Raw genomic sequence first — 19,071 nt, 5'->3', positions numbered from 1 at the left:
GCCAATCGTCTGGATTCCGCCCGCATTTCTAGATCAACGGTCAGCCAGCCACCACACTTGGCACATGACTGTGGCCACTACGTCCGCTGGGTTCCTGCCCACCGCGACCCCGCGCTGCCTGATCGACGCCGACGGTCATGCCACCTCGGCCGACACCGGACAGCTGCCAGACGCCGACGTGCTGCTCGAGCTGTTTCGGCTGATGTCGCTGGGCCGCCGCTTCGACACCCAGGCCACCGCGCTCACCAAGCAGGGCCGGCTGGCGGTCTACCCGTCCTCGCGCGGCCAGGAGGCCTGCCAGGTCGGCGTGGTGACTGCGATGGCCCAGCGCGACTGGCTGTTCCCGACCTACCGGGACTCGATGGCGCTGGTCAGCCGCGGGATCAACCCCGTCGAGGTGCTGACCCTGCTGCGCGGTGACTGGCACTGCGGATACGACCCGTACCTGCACCGCACCGCCCCTCAGTGCACGCCGCTGGCCACCAACACCCTGCATGCGGTCGGCCTGGCGCACGCGGCCAAGCTGGCCGGCGAGGACACCGTGGCCGTCGTGCTGCTCGGCGATGGCGCCACCAGCGAGGGCGACACCCACGAGGCGCTCAACATCGCCGCGGTCTGGCAGGCGCCGGTGGTGTTCCTGGTGCAGAACAACGGCTATGCGATCTCGGTGCCGCTGGCCAAGCAGACCCGGGCCGAGACGCTGGCCCACAAGGGCATCGGCTACGGCATGCCCGGCGTGCTGATCGACGGCAACGACCCGGCGATGGTGCACGTGGCGATGACCGAGGCGATCGAGCGCGCCCGGCGCGGCGAGGGCCCCACCCTGATCGAGGCGCTGACTTACCGGATCGAGGCGCACACCAACGCCGATGACGCCTCGCGCTACCGCGACGACGCCGAGGTCACCCGCTGGCTGGCCCGCGACCCCCTCGCCCGGCTGCAGACCTACCTGCAGGACCAGGGGCTGATCGACGAGGCCGGCATCGCGGCGATCGCCGAGGAAGGCGAAACCCGGTCGGCCCGGCTGCGAGCGGCGATGAACGCCGATCCGGTCACCGACCCGGCGGAGCTGTTCGCCCACGTCTACACCGAGCCGACCGCCGCGCTGCGCCAGCAGGCAGCCGAGCTCGCCGAAGAACTCGCGGCGGAGGCGTCATGACCGCCTTCGCGCAGAAGTCTGTGGCCAAGCCCGAGAAGCTGGGCAGCCTGACCATGGCCGGCGCGCTGAACCGGGCGCTGGCCGACGAGCTGCGCGCCGATGACCGGGTGCTGCTCTACGGCGAGGACGTCGCCGCGCTTGGCGGCGTGTTCCGCGTCACCGACGGCCTGGCCGCCGAGTTCGGCGACCGGCGGGTGTTCGACTCGCCGCTGGCCGAGTCCGGCATCGTCGGCACCGCCATCGGCATGGCGATGCACGGCCTGCGCCCGGTGGTCGAGATGCAGTTCGACGCCTTCTCCTACCCCGCCTTCGAGCAGATCACCTCGCACCTGGCCAAGCTGCACAACCGCACCCGCGGCCGGATCACACTGCCGGTGGTGATCCGGATCCCCTACGGCGGCGGCATCGGCGGCGTCGAGCATCACTGCGACTCATCCGAGGCGTACTGGGTGTCCACGCCCGGCCTGAAGGTGGTCGCTCCCGGCACCGCCTCGGATGCCTACTGGTTGCTGCGCCAGGCCATCGCGTGCGACGACCCGGTCGTCTTCCTCGAGCCCAAACGGCGGTACTGGGCCAAGGAGGAGATCTCGGCAGAGCCCGCGGCGCAGTTCCACGAGGCGCTGGTGCGCCGCACCGGCGAGGACGTGACCCTGATCGGCTACGGCTCGATGGTGCCCACCCTGCTTGAGACGGCCGACGCGGCCGCTCAGGACGGCATCTCGGCCGAGGTGATCGACCTGCGCTCGCTGAGCCCGTTCGACGACCGGACAGTGGTCGCCTCGGTGCGCCGGACCGGCCGCGCCGTGGTGGTGCACGAGGCCAGCGGCTTCGCCGGCTTCGGGGCCGAGATCGTCGCCCGGCTCACCGAGCAGTGCTTTCACCAGCTGCACGCGCCGATCGGGCGGGTCACCGGCTTCGACATCCCGTACCCGCCGCCGATTCTGGAGAAGCATCACCTGCCCTCGGTGGACCGCATCCTCGACGCGATCGACCGGTTGCAGTTCGACGACACCGTGGTGCTGCCCAGCGCTCCCGCCGGAACCGACCTCCATGCCTGACTTCCTGCTGCCCGACCTCGGCGAGGGCCTGACCGACGCCGAGATCCTCACCTGGCTGGTGGCGGTGGGCGACGAGGTGCGCATCGACCAGCCAGTGGTCGAGGTGGAGACCGCGAAGGCCTCGGTCGAGGTGCCGATCCCGTTCGCGGGCAGGGTGTCCGCGCTGTTCGGCGAGCCCGGCCAGCGGATTCCGGTCGGCTCCCCGCTGATCGCCGTCGAGGAGGCCGGCGTCACCGCTGCCGCCGAGGACAGCAGCGCCGCCCGAGGTCCCGCGGCTGAGAGAGTCGATGCCGAGCACGGCGTCGCCGAGTCCTCGGAGTACTCCGGGGCCGTTCTGATCGGCTACGGCACCTCATCGGCGCCGGCCCGACGACGCGGTCGCGCCGGACGGCGGACGGTCCCGGCCGCAGCGACCGTCGCCACCAGCCCGGCGCCGGTCGCCCCCGGCCGGCAACTGATCGCCACCTCGGTGATCTCGCCGGTGGTGCGCAAGCTGGCCCGCGACCGGGGCATCGACCTGACCGCGGTCCGGCCCTCGGACCCTTCCGGCGTCATTCGCCGCTGCGACGTCGAGGCATTCTCCTCCGCGCCTGCCGCTGCGGCGCCGGCAGTCGTGACCGCGACGAGCCCGGCCGGCGCCGCGTCCGCGCAGGACGTGGCCGGCGTCGAGCGGGTGCCGCTGGTGGGTCTGCGCAGGGTGATGGCCGACAAGCTCAGCCAGTCCCGCCGCGAGATCCCGGAGGCGACCGTCTGGGTCGACGTCGACGCCACCGGCCTGCTCGAGGCGCGGCGGGCGTTGAACGCCGCCCGGCCGGACGAGCCGGTGAGCGTGCTTGCCCTGGTGGCCCGGTTCTGCGTGCTGGGACTGCAGCGCTACCGCGAGTTGAACAGCCGGATCACCTCTGATGCCGTGGAGATCCTGCCCGACGTCAACCTCGGCTTCGCCGCCCAGACCCCCCGCGGGCTGCTGGTGCCGGTGCTGGGAAAGGCGCAGGCGATGACCACCCGGCAGCTGTCGGCGGCATTGACGGCTCGCACCGAAGCGGCCCGGGCCGGCTCGCTGACACCGGCCGACCTGACCGGCGGCACCTTCACGGTGAACAACTACGGGGTCTTCGGGGTGGACGGCTCGGCCGCCATCATCAACCATCCCGAGGTGGCCATCCTGGGCCTGGGCCGGATCATCGACCGGCCGTGGGTGCACGAGGGAGCGCTGAGCGTCCGCAAGGTCAGCCAGTTGACGCTGGCCTTTGACCACCGGGCCTGCGACGGCGGAGTGGCCGGCGGCTTCCTGCGCTTCGTGGCCGACTGCGTCGAGAATCCGGTGACCGCGTTGGGTGAGCTGTGAGCCGGTGACCGCGAGTCCGACGCCTGGATGAAAGACTCGGCCGGTGATCCCCCCGCGCCCTGATCTCACGGCCTTCATCGCCGGCCTGCCCAAGGCCGAACTGCATGTGCACCACGTCGGCTCGGCCTCGCCTCGCATCGTCGCCGAGCTGGCCGCTCGCCATCCCGCGGCAGGCGTGCCGGCCGACGTCGACAAGCTCGCGGAGTACTTCACCTTCTCCGACTTCGGTCACTTCATCGAGGTCTACCTCTCGGTGGTCGATCTGATCCGTGACGCCACGGACGTCCGGATGCTGACCTATGAAGTGGCCCGCGACATGGCGGCCCAGCAGATTCGCTACGCCGAGCTGACCATCACGCCCTACTCCTCAGTGCGCCGGGGCATCGCTGCCGAGGCCTTCCTGGAGGCGATCGAGGACGCCCGGGTGGCCGCCGAGCGCGAGCTCGGCGTCGTGCTGCGGTGGTGCTTCGACATCCCCGGCGAGGCCGGCCTGCCCGCGGCGGCTGAGACCGCCCGGATCGCGACCGAGCTGAGGCCAGACGGCCTGATCAGCTTCGGCTTGGGCGGCCCGGAGATCGGCGTGCCGCGGCCGCAGTTCGCCCCCTACTTCGACGCCGCCCGGGCGATCGGGTTGCACAGCGTTCCGCATGCCGGTGAGACCACCGGTCCGGGCACCATCTGGGACGCGATCCGGCTGCTGGGCGCCGAGCGGATCGGGCACGGCACCTCGGCCACCCAGGATCCGGAGCTGTTGGCCTACCTGGCTCAGCATCAGATCCCGCTCGAGGTCTGCCCCACCTCGAACATCGCGACCCGGGCGGTGCCTGAGCTGTCCCAGCACCCGCTGGCCGAGCTGGTCGCCGCCGGCGTGCAGGTTTCCATCAACACCGATGACCCGCCGATGTTCTCCACTGACCTCAACAACGAGTACGCGATCGCCGCCGAGCTGTTGAACCTCGACGAGGCCGGCGTCGCCGCGCTGGCCGCCAACGCGGTCACCGCCTCGTTCGCCCCCGACGCGGTCAAGTCCCGGGTGCTGAGCGAGATCGAAAGCTACGCCGCCAGCGCCGGAGCAGCCTGAGAGCTCGAGCGGGCGCCAGGGCACAGGGCAGGTGCGGCTTCCGAGCTACGAGTGCGCCTGCGTCGGCAAGGTGAGGATGTCGGCTCCGTCGTCGGTGATGGCGATCGTGTGCTCACTGTGCGCTGTCCGGCAGCCCGTCGCGCTTCGCAGCGTCCATCCGTCGGCGTCGGTGATGAGTTCAGCGGTGTCGGCCATGACCCATGGCTCCAGTGCGAGCAGCAGCCCGGGGCGCAGCGTGTATCCACGGCCTGGCCGTCCGGTGTTGGGGACGTGCGGGTCCTGGTGCATCGTCGATCCGATGCCATGGCCCCCGAACTCGGCGTTGATCAGGTATCCCGCCTCGCTGAGGACCGAGCCGATGGCATGGGAGATGTCGCCGATGCGAGCACCGGGTCCGGCAGCGGCTATGCCCGCGCTCAATGCGCGCTCGGTCGCGCTGATCATCGCGACGCTCTCCGGAGGCTTTGTCTCGCCCACGATGAAGCTGATGGCCGAGTCCGCGGCGACTCCTGCTTGGGAGACGGCGAGGTCCAGCGTCAGCAGGTCGCCGTCGGCGAGGGTGTAGTCATGGGGCAGTCCATGGAGCACAGCGTCGTTGACGGCCGTGCAGATGTAGTGCCCGAACGGCCCGCGTCCGAAGGATGGCTCGTAGTCGACGTAACAGGACAGCGCCCCAGCCTCGACGATCATGGCCTGGGCCCACCGGTCGACGTCGAGGAGGTTCGTGCCGACCGTGCTACGGCTCTTCAGCGCCTGCAGGATGTCGGCGACCAGGGCGCCTGTCTGGTGTGCTCGGGCCAGTTCGGCCGGGTTCAAGATCTCGATCATGCGGCGCCTCTCACGCATCCAATGATAATCCCGGCCATATTATCCCGGTACTATCATCGGAGCCATGGTCAGGTTGCCGCTCACACCCGCAGAGGTCGAACGCGGACAGCGCCTGGGCGCGCTGTTGCGTCGCGCCAGGGCAGAACGCTCGATGCTCGATGTCGCGCTCAACGCACGTGTCTCACCCGAGACCCTTCGCAAGATCGAGACCGGCCGCGTAGCGACCCCTGCCTTCCCGACCATCGCTGCGATCGCCGACGTCCTCGGGCTCTCCCTCGATGCGGTGTGGGCCGAGATCAGCCAGCGCGAGCGTGGCGAACCGGCCGGCGCTGATCACCACAGGCGCGTGAGCGGGTTGGCCTCCTGAGCCCTGCCACCCCGCAGCTGCGGTGGAGGCGTCGAGGGAGCGTGGGCGAGGCTGTCAACCAGGGCCCCGGTGAGCTCAATCAGCCGGACCGGCGCCCAGCCTGACGCTGACACTGCGGCTCTGGCCCGCTGAGTCGGTATAGCGCAGCCGCACCTCATCGCCGGGCTGGTGAGCCTCCAGCACGCTCGACAACCCGCTGGCGCTGGTGATGGCCGTGCCGTCGACCGCGGTGATGGCCTCACCCGCCCGCAGGCCGGCCTCAGCCGCTGCCGAGCCAGGGACCACGCCTGAGATCCGGGCGCCGACGGCCTCCTGGCTGGACGAGCCGGTCGGCGACAGCTGCACCCCGAGGAACGCCGGGTAGCCGATGTTGACGGTGCTGCTCTCCTGTCCGGACTCGATCTCATCGGCGATGCCCAGCGCCTTGGCGATCGGAATCGCGAAACCGGTGGTGGCGCCGCCGAAGCGGGCAGAGGCCGACGAGGCGGCGGTGTCGATGCCGATCACGCTGCCGGTGGCGTTGTCATACAGCGGGCCGCCGGAGTCGCCGGCCTCGATGTCGGCGTCTACCTGGATCATCCCGGTCAACCGTTCGATGTCGCTGCCGTCGCTGTCGCTGGCGGTGATGGACTGGTTCAGCGCCGTCACCGTGCCCGTCGCCGCGGTCGGCGTTCCACCAGTTCCGCCCGCGTTGCCCACCGCGGTCACGGCGTCTCCGACTTCTACCTTTCCCGAGTCGCCGAGCTTTGCGGTGGCCAAGCCACTGGCGCCCTTGAGCTGCAGGACCGAGACGTCCTGGCTGGGAGCGGTGCCCACCACCGTGGCGGTGTAGCTCTTGCCGGTGCTGACCACTGTCACCGTGATCGCCGTGGAGTCCTCGATGACATGGTTGTTGGTCAGGATCTCACCGTCCGGACTCAGCACGATTCCGGTGCCGGCCGCCTTGCCCTGGCCGTAGTTGACGGTGGTGCTGATGTTGACGACTCCGATTTGCTGGGCGGCGGTGGCCGGCCCAGTGGTCCGGGCCGTGCTCGAGTCGCCGCCGTTGGAGCCGTTGCCGTCGGAGCCGTCGCCGTTGGAGTCGTCGCCGTTGCCGTTGGAGCCGTTGCCGTAGGGCGAGGCTTGGCCGTCGCCGAATGGGTTCGGGCTGTTCGGCGAGGTGACGGTGGCCTGCTCCGATGACTCCGGACCCGACCGCTCTGCCACCGCGATGCCGCCGACCGCCAGCGCGGCCACTGTGGCAGCAGCCACCGAGCCGATCAGCAGCCGGTGCGAGCGCGGCTTGTCGGGGACCGGCGGCGGGCTCCAGTACGGCTGCCCGGGGTAGTGCTGGGCCGCCGACCAGGCCTGCTGGTGGGCGGTCGGCACGTGATACGGCTGCTCCGACGGGGCGCTGGCGTGACCGGCCTGCTCGGGTGTGGACTGGTCGCTCACGCTGACCACCTCGGTTCGTGTCGTCTACCTGTCTGTACGACACGAGCTAACCGGCGCCGGCTCACCGCCAGCTTGGAGATGGACCAGAGCTGGCTGTGAGCGGCGGCGGTCGATCAGCTGTCGCGCTTGGCCACCAGGGTCAGCACGTCATAGGTGGCCACCAGCTCGTCGTCCTGGTTGCGGACGATGAGATCCCATCGCACCTCGCCGTAGGCCTCGGTCTGGCGCGCCTTCTTCTCCTTGCAGGTCAGCTGGGCGCGGATCGAGTCACCGACCTTGACCGGTGTGATGAAGCGCAGGTTGTCCAAACCGTAGTTGGCCAGCACCGGTCCCGGCGCGGGGTCCACAAACAGGCCGGCGACCCGGGAGATCACGTAGTAACCGTGCGCGACGATGCCCCCGAACAGCGGGTTGGCCGCGGCGGCTTCGGGATCGGTGTGGGCGTAGAACGAGTCACCGGTCAGCGCCACGAACTGCTCGATGTCCTCAGCGGTGACGGTGTGGCTGTCGGTGAACAGCACCTGCCCGATAGCCAGATCCTCCAGGTGCTTGCGGAACGGGTGCTCGTCCTCGGTGATCGTCGGCGCGCCAGGTGTCCAGCGTCCGGTGACGGCTGCCAGCGCCCGCGGCGAGCCCTGCACGGCGGTCCGCTGCATGAAGTGCAGCACGCCCCGGACACCGCCGAGTTCCTCACCGCCACCGGCCCGGCCTGGGCCGCCGTGCACCAGCAGCGGCAGCGGCGAGCCGTGGCCGGTGGAGGACCGCGCGTCGTCACGGTCGACTACCAGGATCCGGCCGTGGTGAGCCGCCGCTCCCAGAACCACGTCGCGGACGAAGTCGGGATCGTAGGAGTAGACCGATCCGACCAGCGAGCCCTCGCCCAGGGCGGCGAGCTCGATGACCTCGTCAGCGTCCTGGTAACCGATCAGGGTGGCCACCGGGCCGAACGGCTCCACGGTGTGCACCGCCTCGGCGGTGGCGCTGCGGGCGCGCAACACGGTCGGCGCCACGAATGCCCCGTTCTCGGGCAGCGCCTGGGCAGCCGCGGAGCCCAGGCCGCCGATCACCACATCGGCCCCGGCCTCCAGCTTGCGCAAGTTCGCCGCCAGCTCATCGCGCTGCTCCAAGGTGGCCAGCGCTCCCATCGTGGTGCCTGGGGTGCGCGGGTCACCGACCACCACCTTGGACAGCCTGGCGGTCAGCGTCTCGATGACCGCGTCAAGCTGGCCGGACGGCACGAACGCGCGCCTGATCGCGGTGCACTTCTGGCCGGCCTTGACGGTGATCTCGCGGCTCAGCTCGCGGATGAACAGGTCGAACTCAGGCTGGCCGGTGACCGCGTCCGGGCCGAGGATCGCGCAGTTGAGCGAGTCCGCCTCGGCGGTGAACTTCACCGACTCGCGATTGACCACCGGGTGCTGGCGCAGCTGCCGGGCGGTGGCGGCAGAGCCGGTGAACGAGACGACGTCCTGGCCGGTGAGGTGCTCGAGCAGCCCGTCGGGCGCCGCGCAGACCAGCGAGATGGCGCCCGGGGGCAGCAGCCCCGACTCGACCATGTCGGCGAAGACCTTCTCCGTCAGGTAGGACGTCTGCTCAGCCGGCTTGACCACGACCGGAACGCCGGCCAGGAACGCCGGCGCGAACTTCTCGAGCATGCCCCACACCGGGAAGTTGAAGGCGTTGATGAACAACGCCAGCCCGCGCCGGGAGGTGTAGATGTGCTGGGCCGCGAACGAGCCGTCCTTGGACAGCTGATCGACCGGGCCGTCGATGTAGACCGTGGAGTCCGGCAGCTCGCGGCGACCCCTGGAGGAATAGGCGAACAGCACTCCGATGCCGCCGTCGACGTCGAACTTGGAGTCGAACAGGGTGGCGCCGGTGGCGTAGGACAGCGGGTAGTAGTCGGCTTCGCGCCGGTCGTTGAGGTAGCCGGCCAGCTGCTTGAGGATCGCGGCGCGCTCGGTGAAGGTCAGCCGGCGCAACGCCGGGCCGCCCACCGTGCGGGCGTAGGAGTAGGCCGCGGCCACGTCGACCGGCTCGGTGGACCAGCGGGCCACCGGTTGCGAGGTCGAGGCGTCGAGCAGGTCGAAGCCGTCGCCGGTGGGGGTGACCCACTGGTCACATAGGTACGAGCGCAGCAACTCGGCCACGAGAGATCCCCTTTTCATCCTGGGTCGCCTGCGGATTCGGCTAGAGCAGCTTGCCAGCGACCGGAGCGCAAGCATAGACTAACCGAACGATCATTCGGTTTTGGGGAGAGGTTATGGACGCCACTGCGCAGGAGCCCACGAGGCAGGACGTCATGGGGCAGGACGCCATGGGGCAGGACGCCGAACTGGAGGCGGCCTTCCAGCGACTGATCGCCTCCGACGGCCGGGTCGAGCCACGCGACTGGATGCCCGAGGGCTACCGCAAGACCCTGATTCGCCAGATCGCCCAGCACGCCCACTCCGAGATCATCGGCATGCAGCCGGAGGGCAACTGGATCACCCGGGCGCCGTCGCTGCGCCGCAAGGCGATCCTGCTGGCCAAGGTCCAGGACGAAGCCGGCCACGGCCTCTACCTGTACTCAGCCGCCGAGACGCTGGGCATGAGCCGTGAAGAGATGCTGGACCTGCTGCACGCCGGCCGGCAGCGCTACTCCTCGATCTTCAACTACCCGACGCCGACGTGGGCCGACGTGGCCGCGATCGGCTGGCTGGTCGACGGCGCCGCGATCACCAACCAGGTCCCGCTCACCCGGTGCTCCTACGGCCCCTACGCCCGCGCCATGATCCGGATCTGCAAGGAGGAGTCCTTCCACCAGCGCCAGGGCTTCGAGTCGCTGCTGCACCTGTCGCAGGGCACCCCCGAGCAGCATGCGATGGCCCAGGACGCGGTCGACCGGTGGTGGTGGCCCTCGCTGATGATGTTCGGCCCGCCCGATGACGACTCCCCCAACTCCGCGCAGTCCACGGCGTGGGGAATCAAGCGGTTCTCCAACGACGAGCTGCGCCAGCGGTTCGTCGACATCTGCGTTCCGCAGGCGCAGACGCTGGGCCTGACGCTGCCCGATCCGGACCTGGCCTGGAACGCCGAGCGCGGTCACTACGACTTCGGGGTCATCGACTGGACCGAGTTCCAGGAGGTGCTCAAGGGCAACGGCCCGTGCAACCGCCAACGGATCGCCAACCGCAGGCAGGCGCACGAAGACGGCGCCTGGGTGCGCGAGGCTGCTGCCGCCTACGCGGCGAAGAAGCAGGCGGCCGCGGTGACGGAGGCGGCGTGAGCACCCCACCCAGCCCGCTGTGGGAGGTGTTCGTGCGGCCCGCCCGCGGCTCCAACCACGTCCATGTCGGCTCGCTGCATGCCGCCGACGCGACCCTGGCGCTGCAGAACGCCCGCGACCTCTACACCCGCCGCAGCGAGGGCGTCTCGATCTGGGTGGTGCCCTCGACCGACATCACCGCCAGCTCGCCGGAGGAGAAGGACGCCTTCTTCGAGCCCTCGGCCGACAAGCCCTACCGGCACCCGACGTTCTACGAGATCCCCGACGGGGTCGAGCACCTGTGAGTGAGCACCGCAGCGAGCGAGGAGCGCAGTGAATGACTAGTCCCGTGAGCGCGCCCGGTGAGGCCATGCCCGCCCCTGCCAGCGCCGAGGTGGCCTCTTACGCGATCCGGCTCGGCGACGACGCCCTTATCCTGTCGCACCGGCTTTCGGAATGGTCGGCCCGCTCCCCGCAGATCGAGGAAGACCTGGCGCTGGCCAACATCGCGCTCGACCTGCTCGGCCAGGCCCGGACGCTGCTCGCCTACGGCGGCGCGTTCAGCGGCCGATCCGAGGACGACCTGGCCTACTTGCGCGAGGAGCGTCAGTTCACCAACCTGCAGCTGACCGAGATCGACAACGGTGACTTCGCCGTCACCATGATCAGGCAGCTGCTGTTCTCCTGCTACCAGTACGAGCTCTACCGCGACCTGCAGTCCTCCCGAGACGCCCAGCTGGCCGCGATCGCCGCCAAGGCCGTCAAAGAGGTGGCCTATCACATCGAGCACGCCAGCGCCTGGGTCATCAGACTGGGTGACGGCACCGAGCTCAGCCACCAGCGCAGCCAGGCCGCGCTCGAGGCGGTGTGGCCTTTCACCCACGAGCTGTTCGCAGACGACGAGCTGGCCCGCAGGATCGCCGACCTCGGGGTCGGCCCGTTGCCCTCGAGTCTGCGCCCGGCCTGGCTCGGATCGGTCCAGGCCGTCCTGACGGAGGCGACCCTGAGCGTGCCTGCCGGTGACTGGAAGCCCTCCGGCGGCCGCGACGGCTTGCACACCGAGGGATTCGGCTACCTGCTCGCCGAGATGCAGCACCTGCACCGATCGCACCCGGGGGCTCAGTGGTGACACCAGCAGTGACGATGAGGACCGACTCCGACCTGGAACGGCTGGCGGCGCTGCGGCTGGCCGCCGCGGAGGTTCCCGACCCCGAGATACCGGTGCTGACCATCGCCGACCTGGGCATCCTGCGTGATGTCCGGTTCGCCGTCGACGGCCTGCCCGAAGTGGTGCTGACCCCCACCTACTCGGGTTGCCCGGCCACCGAGGCGATCCGGCAGGACGTGCTGGCCCACACCCGAGGTGTGGACCCGCGGACCCGGGTGGTCATCGAGCTGGCGCCGGCCTGGACCACCGACTGGATCACTGAGGACGGCAGGGCCAAGCTGCGTGACTACGGCATCGCCCCGCCGCGGCCGACCCGAACCGGTCCGGTCGCTCTGAGCCTCACCAGCAGGCCCGCTGGTCACGGTGTCGACGATCCCGCCGCCCCTGCCCGCTGCCCACGCTGCGACTCGGCCGACACCGAGCTGATCAGCCAGTTCGGCTCCACGCCGTGCAAGTCCCTGCGACGCTGCCGGAGCTGCGCCGAGCCCTTCGACGAATTCAAGTCGCTGTGAGCGGCGGCTTTCACGAGCTCACCGTCGCGCGCGTCGAGCCGCTCACCGACGAGGCGTGCGCGGTGCACTTCACGGTGCCGGCCGAGCTGCGCGCCGAATACGACTTCACGCCGGGTCAGCACCTGACGTTGCGCCGGAGCTCCACCGGCGCCTCCGCCGGTCAGGAGGAGCGCCGGACGTACTCGATCTGCTCGACGCCCGCGGACCTGGCCGAGCGCGGCCAGCTGCGAATCGGCGTCAAGCGGATCACCAACGGGGTGTTCTCCGGTTGGCTGACCGGCGGCGTGCGAGCCGGCGACGTGGTCGAGGTGATGACCCCGGCCGGCCGGTTCGGCACCCCGGTGTCGCCGGACAACGAGCGCCACGTCAGCTGCCTGGCCGCGGGCTCGGGCATCACCCCGGTGTTGTCGATCGTCGCCTCGATCCTGCGCGCCGAGCCCGCCAGCCGGCTCACCCTGGTCTATGGCAACCGGACCTCCAACGACGTGATGTTCCTGGAGGAGTTGGCAGACCTCAAGAACAGCTATCCGAGCCGGTTCACCCTGCTGAACGTGCTGTCGGCCGAACCGCAGCTGTCTGACCTGCTGACCGGCCGAATCGACGAGGACAAGGTCGCCATCCTGCTGGACGGCCTGTGCAAGGACGTCGACGAGTGGTACCTGTGCGGCCCACTGGGCATGGTGTCCAGCACCCGCGCCGCGCTGGTGGCCGGCGGGGTGCCCAGCACCGCCGTGCACTCAGAGCTCTTCTACGTCGGCGACGAGCCCCCGGAACCCGTCGTCACGCAGTCCGAGCACGCCGACTCCGACCGCAGCCAGGTCACGGTCACGCTGTCCGGGCGGACTTCGACGATCGCGGTCGGCTACACCGGCCTCAGCATTCTGGACGCCGTGCTGGCCAACCGTCCGGACGCGCCGTACGCCTGCAAGGGCGGTGTCTGCGGCACCTGCCGGGCGCTGGTGACCGCCGGTTCGGTCTCGATGACACGCAACTACGCCCTGGAGCCTGAGGAGCTGGCCGCCGGGTTGGTCCTGGCTTGCCAGGCGCGCCCGGTGACCGCCGAGGTAAGCCTGCAGTTCCAGTAGGCGCAGGCAGCGCCTGATCAGCGCTTACTCCACTAACCTTTGCCGCATGGACGTCAAGGGCGCGGTCCCCATCGGCGGGCAGCCGGTCGAGGAAGTGGTGAACGTCCGGCGGCCGCGCTCTGTCATCGCGTTCGCGTGCTGGTTCGCGGTCGGGGTGGGGGTCGCCTACCTGGGGTTCCGCATCGTCGAGCAGCTGCGGACGCTGCTGTACCTGCTCGCGTTCTCCCTGCTGATCGGCGTGACCCTCGATCCGCTGATCGGCTTTCTGCAGCGGCGTGGAATGCGCAGGCCGGTCGCCGCGCTGCTGACCTGGCTGGCCGTCGTGGTGCTGCTCAGCGCGCCCATAGTGCTCGCCGTGGACGCCGCCAGCACCCAGCTGCCGACGCTGATCGAGTCGGGGCCGGAGCTGATCCGCGACGCCGGAAGCCACCTGGGCCCGCTCGGTGACCGGATCGCGGCCGCCACCGAGTCCTCGACCAGCAACTCGGTCAACCCGACCGACTTCCTCGACTACGTCGTGACCGGCGGGACGCTGCTGTTCACCGCGGTCACCGACATCGTGGTGGTGGCGTTCCTGTCGCTGTACTTCGCGATCGGGCTGCCGCACCTGCGGGAGCTGACTCTCAGGGCGATCCCGGCCTCGCGGCAGGTCCGCGCCACCCGCATCCTCGACGAGCTCATCGTGCAGGTCGGGCGGTTCATGCTGTCCACGGTGGCGATCGCCATCCTGTGCGGGCTGGGCACCTCGATCTGGGCGCTGGCGTGGGGAATCCCGTACGCGGTGATGCTCGGGGCGCTGGTGACGGTGCTCTCCCTGGTTCCGGTGATCGGCTCCACGGTCGGCGGGGTGGTGGTGACGCTGGTGTCGCTGTCAGTGAGCCTGCCCACCGCGATCGCCACCCTGACCTTCTACCTCGGCTACCGGCTGTTCGAGGACTACCTGATCCAGCCGCGGGTGATGAAGTTCTCCGTCGAGCTGCCCGGCGTGATCACAGTGCCCTCGGTGATCCTCGGCGGCGCGGTGCTCGGCGTTCCCGGCGCGCTCTTCGGGGTGCCCCTGGCGCTGATCCTGCGGGTGCTGGTGCGGGAACTGGTCTTTCCGGCCACCGACCAGGCCTGAGGCAGGCGGGCCGAGACTCAGCCGATGATCGCCTCGGCGGCCTGCCGGCCGGCCTCGACCAGCCACCGCGCCGGATCCTGCTGAGCCGCTCGCACCGAGCCCGCCAGCTCGCTCAGGCTGAGCAGGCCGACACCGGGCGCCGCGGCCGCCATCTCCTGGGCCACCGACCCGGCCACCACCAGGGCCGGCACGCCGTCGCGGGCAGCCAGTCGCAGAACGTGCCCGCAGGTCTTGCCGGTCAGCGAGCCGGCGTCGAAGCGCCCCTCGGCGGTGAGCACCAGGTCAGCCCGCCGCACCGCCTCGGGCAACCCGACGAGTTCGCCGATCGCCTCGGCGCCGGGCGTCAGCTGTGCCCCCCAGTAGGCCAGTCCGTACCCGGCGCCGCCGGCCGCTCCGGTCCCGGGCTGGTCCGGGTCGGTTCCCAGCACCGCCGCCAGCCGGCGCAGGCCCTGATCGAGCTCCGCCACCTCAGCCTGATCGGCGCCCTTCTGCGGTCCGAAGACGAAGGCGGCGCCGGTCGGGCCGAACAGCGGGGCCTGCACATCGACCAGCACCCGCACCCCGCCGGGCGGCGGGAGCGCCAGCCGGTCAGCGCGCACCGCCGCCAGCCCGCCCAGACCGCGACCGCCGGGCGGCAGCAGGCCCGCCACGCCCACCAACTGCGCGCCCAACGCCGACAGCGCCCCTGCCCCGCCGTCGGTCGAGGCGGAGCCGCCGAGCGCGATCACCAGGCTGCCCGCGCCGGAGCGCAGCGCCGCCGCCACCACGATGCCCAGGCCGATGGTGTGCGAGCCCATCGGGTCGAGCGGGCTCAACCCGGCGATGCCGCAGATCTCGGCGAGCTCGATGGCAGCGGTGTCGCCCGCGCGCAGGTAACGGCCCAGCCTGGGCCTGCCCACCGCGTCCACGGTGGGCACCGGCGTCCAGCGCGCGTCCGGCCGGTCGGCCGCCAGCACCGCCAGCGTGCCGTCCCCACCGTCGGCCATCGGCAGCAGCACCAGCTCGTCGTCCGGCCGCACCGAGCGCCAGCCCTGAGCCAGCGCCGCGGCGGCGGCCGGCGCCGGCAAGCTGCCCTTGAGCTTGTCCGGCGCGATCAGCACCCGGGACCTCATCGCCGACCGGCGAACCGATCGGGTGAGAGGAAGCCGATGTCGTGGCGGGTCGCTCCGTCGATCACCAGGTCGGCGACGATCTCACCCACCACCGGGACGAACTTGAACCCGTGTCCGGAGAAGCCGAGTGCCAGCACCACCCGGCCCGACGAGCCGGGAGCCATGCCGAGCAGGAAGTCATCGTCGGGAGTCCCGGGGTACATGCACACCTGGCTTGTCACGCACTCGCCCGCGAGGTCGGGCAGGGTATGGGCCAGCAGCTGCTGAAGCCTTTGGAACTCCGACTCCGACACCGTCCGCCGCAGCGTGTCGGGATCGACGTCGACGTCGGACCAGTCGTGGTAGAACGCCGCCTTGACACCCTCGTCACCGGCCTGGTGCGGAAATCCGTACACCTCGAGACGGTCTGCCCCGGGCGCCACCGGATGGCTCCACAGATAGACCGGGAAGCGCTCGGCGTCGAAGTCGGCCACCGAGGTGCGCGGCCGCAGCCAGTGCACCGTCTGGCGCTGCACCTGGATCGGGTATCCGTCCAGGCCGGCCAGCCGCCCGGCCCAGGCGCCGGTGGCGACCACCACCCGCGGCGCCTTCAGGTGCTCGCCGCCGGCCACCAGGCGCACCTGGTCAGAGCCCACCTCGACCTGCTCGACCGCCGTCTCGAACCGCAGTTCGGCGCCGGAAGCGGCGGCCAGCTCGAGGTTGGCCAGCACGCTGGCCTCGGGGTTGACGAATCCGGCGTCAGCCTCATAGACCGCCAGCTGGTCCTCGGGCAGCGCGAACTGCGGGTACTTGGCGCGCAGGCCGGCCGGGTCGAGCACCTCGTGCGGCAGCGACCAGCGCCGGGCCGACGCCAGGGTCCCCGTGACCACCGCGCTGTCGGGCCGGCCGATCATCAGCGCGCCGCATCGGGTGAGCAGCTGAGCGCCGATGGCCGCCGACAGCTCATCCCACAGCTGATAGGCGCGGATCAACAGCGGCACGTAGTCCGGCTTCTCGAAGTAGGCCTTGCGCACGATCCGGGTGGCGCCGTGTGAGGACCCCAGCGGATGCGCCGGGGTGAACTGCTCGATTCCCAGCACCCGTTGCCCCCGGGCGGCCAGCGAGTGAGCCGCCGCCGACCCCATCCCGCCCAGCCCGATGACGATCACGTCGTAGTCGCTCATCCACCCACTCCTGGCGCCTGCTCATCCCCACTCGCTCTTCGCGCTAACGCTCATGACGTTACGGTGTGCGCGTGAGCTGGCTGACCGAACCGGACGAGGACTCCGACGAGCGGCAGCGGCCACCGCGCGACCGGCTCAAGCTGGCAGTCACCATGCTGGCCGGGTGGCTGGCGGTCAGCCTGATCGTGCTGGTCGGGTTGCTCACCTTCGCCGGCCCTCGCTCGACGGACCCGACGGCGCCTGCGTCGCCATCCGGCCCCGCCGCGGCCGGCTCCACCTCGCCCGGCAGCTCGTCGGCGCTCGCCGGCCCGAGCGGCTCACCCGCCGGCTCGCAGCGCCCCGCCGCCGGCTTGCTGCTGCGGGCCGGCGACGACCAGACCGACTGCGCGGCGTACTCCTACGGGCAGGTGCAGGTCTTCTTCGCCCGGACGCCGTGCGCCTCGGTGCGCCGCAGCCTGTTCAGCGCCCGGCAGGACGGCAGGGACGTGGTGGTGGCGGTCAGCACGGTGACCTTCGACAACCCCAGCCAGGCCGCTGACTACCTCGACCTGGTCACCTCGGACGGCACGGGAAACGTCAACGACCTGCTGCGCGAGGGCGGCCGCTACCCGGGCTCGCCGAGCAAGTTGCCGGCGGCCGCGTTCGCGTCCCGGCGCGACGGCGTTCGGGTCGTGGTGGCCGAAGCCGCCTTCGCGCAGGGCCGATCTGACAATCAAGACGCCGGGTTGCTGGCGATCGCGCGGCGGGCCGTCGACGCCGGCTGAGTCAGCCACCGGTCGGGCTCGCGTCACCTCGCGTCGCGTCGCCTCACTTGGCGTCCAGGATGGCCCAACCCCAACGGAGGCGATTAAATCGTGTGCGATCTATCAAGTGGACGGCTCGCCGGGCGCGATCGAGCGGCCTGACCGGGACGGGGCAGGATCAGCCCTGCTTCTTCTCCAGGTCGGCGGTCAGCCGGCGTAACTTCTTGATCAAACGGGCCCGGGCGGCTGCGTCCAGCTCGGTGGCCTCGCAGATCTGAGCCGGCACCCCGGCAGCGCGGCGGCGCATCGCCTTGCCCTGGCGGGTCAGCTGCACGTCTACGGTCCGCTCGTCCCCGGGACGCCGGCTCCTGCTGACCAACTCCAGGGCCTCCAGCCGCTTGACCAGCGGGGAGAGGGTGTTGGACTCCAGGTGCAGTCGGGAGCCGATCTCGCCCACCGACGACGTTCCCTGCTCCCACAGCAGCATCAGGACCAGGTACTGCGGGTAGGTCAGCCCCAGCTCGTCGAGGACCGGGCGGTAGGTGGCTGTCATGGCCCGCGACGCCAGGTAGAGCGCCAGGCACAGCTGGTCGTCAAGACCTTCGGTCGACTCTTGCGAGCGCATCGCCGTCATACCGGCAAGGGTAATCCGGGTTACGCCCTTTGGATGCCTTCAAACTGCCTGATTTTGTCCTACAGCGCCCAACGCTGAGTTACTCACCAGTACGAGGACTGCAGACAGAGCCAGGACCTGCAGACGCAGAGAAGCCCTGCCCGACCCGGCACCCCCGTACCGTCGCGACAGGGCTTCTACTGGTCTTGCATCCCTCGTGTACCCCCGTACCAGGCAAGAATATCGAGCCCAGCACGGGCCACACAAGCGGCAAACTAGTCACCGACCAACTACAGCCCGTGGTCGAACTGGGCCCGGTTTATGCTGCAAACAACGCGCGATTCTCTGCCGGTAGGAGATAGAGTCACTTGTCGTGGCCTCCTCTCCCGACACCGGTGCGCACAGTGCCGACGAAGGCCATCACGCCGACGATAGCCGCCACTCCGATCAAGGCCGTCACGCCGACGAGAAGCGACACGCGGACGAGAGCCGCCACACCGATGAGAGTGATCGCGCCGCCGACGAGAGCCGCCCCACCGACGAGGGCCGTCACCCCGATCAAGGCCGCCCCACTCAGAACCGTTCCTCTCAGAACCGTTCCTCTCAGTCCGGGGCGCCGCATGCGGCGCCGACTCAGAGCTGCGCGTTCTGCGGCGGGGCCGACGTGGTCTGGGTGCATCCGCTGGCGACTGACCGCGTGCAGTTTCGGCGGTTCGGCAAGGACGACACACTGCCTAGCTTCTGGGCGCTCTGTGAAAGTTGCGAGCAGCTCTACCAGGACGGCGAGGACGATCAGCTGATCGCTTTGATGAAGCTGGCCGGCGGGTGGATCTGGCAGGGCACTGACGTTGAGGACGTACTACGCAAACCGGTCGATGTCTTCCGAGAGGCCGACCTCGGCCGCCGGCCGATGGGAAAGTCCTGATCTCGCCCAGCCCCTGATCTCGCACGGCCCGCAGGGTTTCGCACTGCCTCTGGCGCCGCACTCGTCGGGTCGAGGTGAGACCGCGAGCTGTCTGCTTCAGCGGTTGAC

20 protein-coding genes are annotated in these 19,071 nt (G+C 70.3%); 13 read left to right on the top strand and 7 right to left on the bottom strand.

From position 1 onward, the window contains the following. Positions 1-64: 64 nt before the first annotated feature. From pdhA to VGB75_09060, 4 genes are read left to right on the top strand one after another with little or no spacing between them, the layout of a single operon-like run. Positions 65-1,159, top strand: a complete 1,095-nt coding sequence (gene pdhA / locus VGB75_09075) for a pyruvate dehydrogenase (acetyl-transferring) E1 component subunit alpha (protein ID HEY0167181.1) — start codon at positions 65-67, stop codon at positions 1,157-1,159. Further along, positions 1,156-2,217 carry an alpha-ketoacid dehydrogenase subunit beta gene (locus tag VGB75_09070; GenBank protein HEY0167180.1) on the top strand — a complete coding sequence of 354 codons (1,062 nt, stop codon included), beginning with the start codon at positions 1,156-1,158 and terminating at the stop codon, positions 2,215-2,217. The genes pdhA and VGB75_09070 overlap by 4 nt, the downstream gene beginning before the upstream one ends. Continuing rightward, positions 2,210-3,565, top strand: coding sequence for a dihydrolipoamide acetyltransferase family protein (locus tag VGB75_09065; protein ID HEY0167179.1), 1,356 nt, complete (start codon positions 2,210-2,212; stop codon positions 3,563-3,565). Before VGB75_09070 ends, VGB75_09065 begins: the two co-directional genes overlap by 8 nt. A gap of 43 nt (positions 3,566-3,608) precedes the next feature. Continuing rightward, positions 3,609-4,646 carry an adenosine deaminase gene (locus tag VGB75_09060; protein HEY0167178.1) on the top strand — a complete coding sequence of 346 codons (1,038 nt, stop codon included), beginning with the start codon at positions 3,609-3,611 and terminating at the stop codon, positions 4,644-4,646. Between the two features lie 45 nt (positions 4,647-4,691). Here VGB75_09060 and map read toward each other — a convergent pair whose 3' ends face one another. Beyond that, positions 4,692-5,474, bottom strand: coding sequence for a type I methionyl aminopeptidase (gene map / locus VGB75_09055; protein HEY0167177.1), 783 nt, complete (start codon positions 5,472-5,474; stop codon positions 4,692-4,694). Between the two features lie 64 nt (positions 5,475-5,538). On the opposite strand from map, the gene VGB75_09050 reads away from it, so the two are divergent. Further along, the gene (locus VGB75_09050; protein ID HEY0167176.1) at positions 5,539-5,841 is read left to right on the top strand and encodes a helix-turn-helix transcriptional regulator; all 303 of its coding nucleotides are present in this window, start codon (positions 5,539-5,541) and stop codon (positions 5,839-5,841) included. Between the two features lie 75 nt (positions 5,842-5,916). Here VGB75_09050 and VGB75_09045 read toward each other — a convergent pair whose 3' ends face one another. Then, the gene (locus VGB75_09045) at positions 5,917-7,275 is read right to left on the bottom strand and encodes a trypsin-like peptidase domain-containing protein (protein HEY0167175.1); all 1,359 of its coding nucleotides are present in this window, start codon (positions 7,273-7,275) and stop codon (positions 5,917-5,919) included. A 113-nt stretch (positions 7,276-7,388) separates the two neighbouring features. Next, positions 7,389-9,443 (bottom strand): phenylacetic acid degradation bifunctional protein PaaZ, encoded by a 2,055-nt coding sequence (gene paaZ, locus VGB75_09040; protein HEY0167174.1) that lies wholly within the window; start codon positions 9,441-9,443, stop codon positions 7,389-7,391. A 95-nt stretch (positions 9,444-9,538) separates the two neighbouring features. Between paaZ and paaA the strand changes: the two genes are divergently transcribed. The 6 genes from paaA to VGB75_09010 are packed head-to-tail and all read left to right on the top strand — an operon-like array spanning position 9,539 to position 14,407. Continuing rightward, positions 9,539-10,543: a 1,2-phenylacetyl-CoA epoxidase subunit PaaA gene (gene paaA / locus VGB75_09035; GenBank protein ID HEY0167173.1), complete on the top strand. Its 1,005-nt coding sequence runs from the start codon at positions 9,539-9,541 to the stop codon at positions 10,541-10,543. Next, positions 10,540-10,827, top strand: coding sequence for a 1,2-phenylacetyl-CoA epoxidase subunit PaaB (gene paaB, locus VGB75_09030; GenBank protein HEY0167172.1), 288 nt, complete (start codon positions 10,540-10,542; stop codon positions 10,825-10,827). The genes paaA and paaB overlap by 4 nt, the downstream gene beginning before the upstream one ends. A 32-nt stretch (positions 10,828-10,859) precedes the next feature. Beyond that, entirely contained in the window at positions 10,860-11,651 is a 792-nt protein-coding gene (gene paaC / locus VGB75_09025) for a 1,2-phenylacetyl-CoA epoxidase subunit PaaC (GenBank protein ID HEY0167171.1), read from the top strand. A 14-nt stretch (positions 11,652-11,665) separates the two neighbouring features. Next, on the top strand, positions 11,666-12,202 hold the full coding sequence (gene paaD / locus VGB75_09020) for a 1,2-phenylacetyl-CoA epoxidase subunit PaaD (protein ID HEY0167170.1): 537 nt from the start codon (positions 11,666-11,668) through the stop codon (positions 12,200-12,202). After that, positions 12,199-13,287 carry a 1,2-phenylacetyl-CoA epoxidase subunit PaaE gene (gene paaE / locus VGB75_09015; protein ID HEY0167169.1) on the top strand — a complete coding sequence of 363 codons (1,089 nt, stop codon included), beginning with the start codon at positions 12,199-12,201 and terminating at the stop codon, positions 13,285-13,287. The genes paaD and paaE overlap by 4 nt, the downstream gene beginning before the upstream one ends. Positions 13,288-13,333: 46 nt before the next feature. Further along, positions 13,334-14,407, top strand: a complete 1,074-nt coding sequence (locus VGB75_09010) for an AI-2E family transporter (GenBank protein HEY0167168.1) — start codon at positions 13,334-13,336, stop codon at positions 14,405-14,407. A gap of 17 nt (positions 14,408-14,424) precedes the next feature. Here the strand turns inward: VGB75_09010 and VGB75_09005 are convergent, their stop codons facing one another. Both VGB75_09005 and solA read right to left on the bottom strand, forming a co-directional pair. Beyond that, positions 14,425-15,519 carry a glycerate kinase gene (locus VGB75_09005; GenBank protein ID HEY0167167.1) on the bottom strand — a complete coding sequence of 365 codons (1,095 nt, stop codon included), beginning with the start codon at positions 15,517-15,519 and terminating at the stop codon, positions 14,425-14,427. After that, positions 15,516-16,682 (bottom strand): N-methyl-L-tryptophan oxidase, encoded by a 1,167-nt coding sequence (solA, locus tag VGB75_09000; protein HEY0167166.1) that lies wholly within the window; start codon positions 16,680-16,682, stop codon positions 15,516-15,518. The genes VGB75_09005 and solA overlap by 4 nt, the downstream gene beginning before the upstream one ends. A gap of 71 nt (positions 16,683-16,753) precedes the next feature. Here solA and VGB75_08995 point away from each other — a divergent pair, with 71 nt between their 5' ends. Then, positions 16,754-17,446 (top strand): hypothetical protein, encoded by a 693-nt coding sequence (locus tag VGB75_08995; protein ID HEY0167165.1) that lies wholly within the window; start codon positions 16,754-16,756, stop codon positions 17,444-17,446. 157 nt (positions 17,447-17,603) lie between these two features. Here VGB75_08995 and VGB75_08990 read toward each other — a convergent pair whose 3' ends face one another. Both VGB75_08990 and VGB75_08985 read right to left on the bottom strand, forming a co-directional pair. Beyond that, a complete protein-coding gene (locus tag VGB75_08990) occupies positions 17,604-18,059 on the bottom strand; it encodes a MarR family transcriptional regulator (GenBank protein ID HEY0167164.1) in 456 nt (151 codons plus the stop codon). Positions 18,060-18,402: 343 nt separating this feature from the next. Next, positions 18,403-18,591: a hypothetical protein gene (locus VGB75_08985; protein ID HEY0167163.1), complete on the bottom strand. Its 189-nt coding sequence runs from the start codon at positions 18,589-18,591 to the stop codon at positions 18,403-18,405. Positions 18,592-18,735: 144 nt separating this feature from the next. Between VGB75_08985 and VGB75_08980 the strand changes: the two genes are divergently transcribed. Continuing rightward, positions 18,736-18,963: a hypothetical protein gene (locus tag VGB75_08980; protein HEY0167162.1), complete on the top strand. Its 228-nt coding sequence runs from the start codon at positions 18,736-18,738 to the stop codon at positions 18,961-18,963. The last annotated feature ends 108 nt before the right edge of the window (positions 18,964-19,071 follow it).

This window comes from Jatrophihabitans sp., assembly GCA_036399055.1.
GTDB lineage: Bacteria > Actinomycetota > Actinomycetes > Mycobacteriales > Jatrophihabitantaceae > Jatrophihabitans_A.
The sequence above is the reverse complement of the archived record's forward strand: the minus strand, read 5'-3'. Positions and strand labels throughout refer to the sequence as shown.

Bases quoted from the DNA above. Each gene is read 5' to 3' on its own strand.
- pdhA (HEY0167181.1), top strand. From the start codon at position 65: ATGACTGTGGCCACTACGTCCGCTGGGTTCCTGCCCACCGCGACCCCG.
- VGB75_09070 (HEY0167180.1), top strand. From the start codon at position 1,156: ATGACCGCCTTCGCGCAGAAGTCTGTGGCCAAGCCCGAGAAGCTGGGC.
- VGB75_09065 (HEY0167179.1), top strand. From the start codon at position 2,210: ATGCCTGACTTCCTGCTGCCCGACCTCGGCGAGGGCCTGACCGACGCC.
- map (HEY0167177.1), bottom strand. From the start codon at position 5,474: ATGATCGAGATCTTGAACCCGGCCGAACTGGCCCGAGCACACCAGACA.
- VGB75_09050 (HEY0167176.1), top strand. From the start codon at position 5,539: ATGGTCAGGTTGCCGCTCACACCCGCAGAGGTCGAACGCGGACAGCGC.
- paaZ (HEY0167174.1), bottom strand. From the start codon at position 9,443: ATGAAAAGGGGATCTCTCGTGGCCGAGTTGCTGCGCTCGTACCTATGT.
- paaA (HEY0167173.1), top strand. From the start codon at position 9,539: ATGGACGCCACTGCGCAGGAGCCCACGAGGCAGGACGTCATGGGGCAG.
- paaC (HEY0167171.1), top strand. From the start codon at position 10,860: ATGACTAGTCCCGTGAGCGCGCCCGGTGAGGCCATGCCCGCCCCTGCC.
- paaD (HEY0167170.1), top strand. From the start codon at position 11,666: ATGAGGACCGACTCCGACCTGGAACGGCTGGCGGCGCTGCGGCTGGCC.
- VGB75_09010 (HEY0167168.1), top strand. From the start codon at position 13,334: ATGGACGTCAAGGGCGCGGTCCCCATCGGCGGGCAGCCGGTCGAGGAA.
- VGB75_09005 (HEY0167167.1), bottom strand. From the start codon at position 15,519: ATGAGGTCCCGGGTGCTGATCGCGCCGGACAAGCTCAAGGGCAGCTTG.
- solA (HEY0167166.1), bottom strand. From the start codon at position 16,682: ATGAGCGACTACGACGTGATCGTCATCGGGCTGGGCGGGATGGGGTCG.
- VGB75_08990 (HEY0167164.1), bottom strand. From the start codon at position 18,059: ATGACGGCGATGCGCTCGCAAGAGTCGACCGAAGGTCTTGACGACCAG.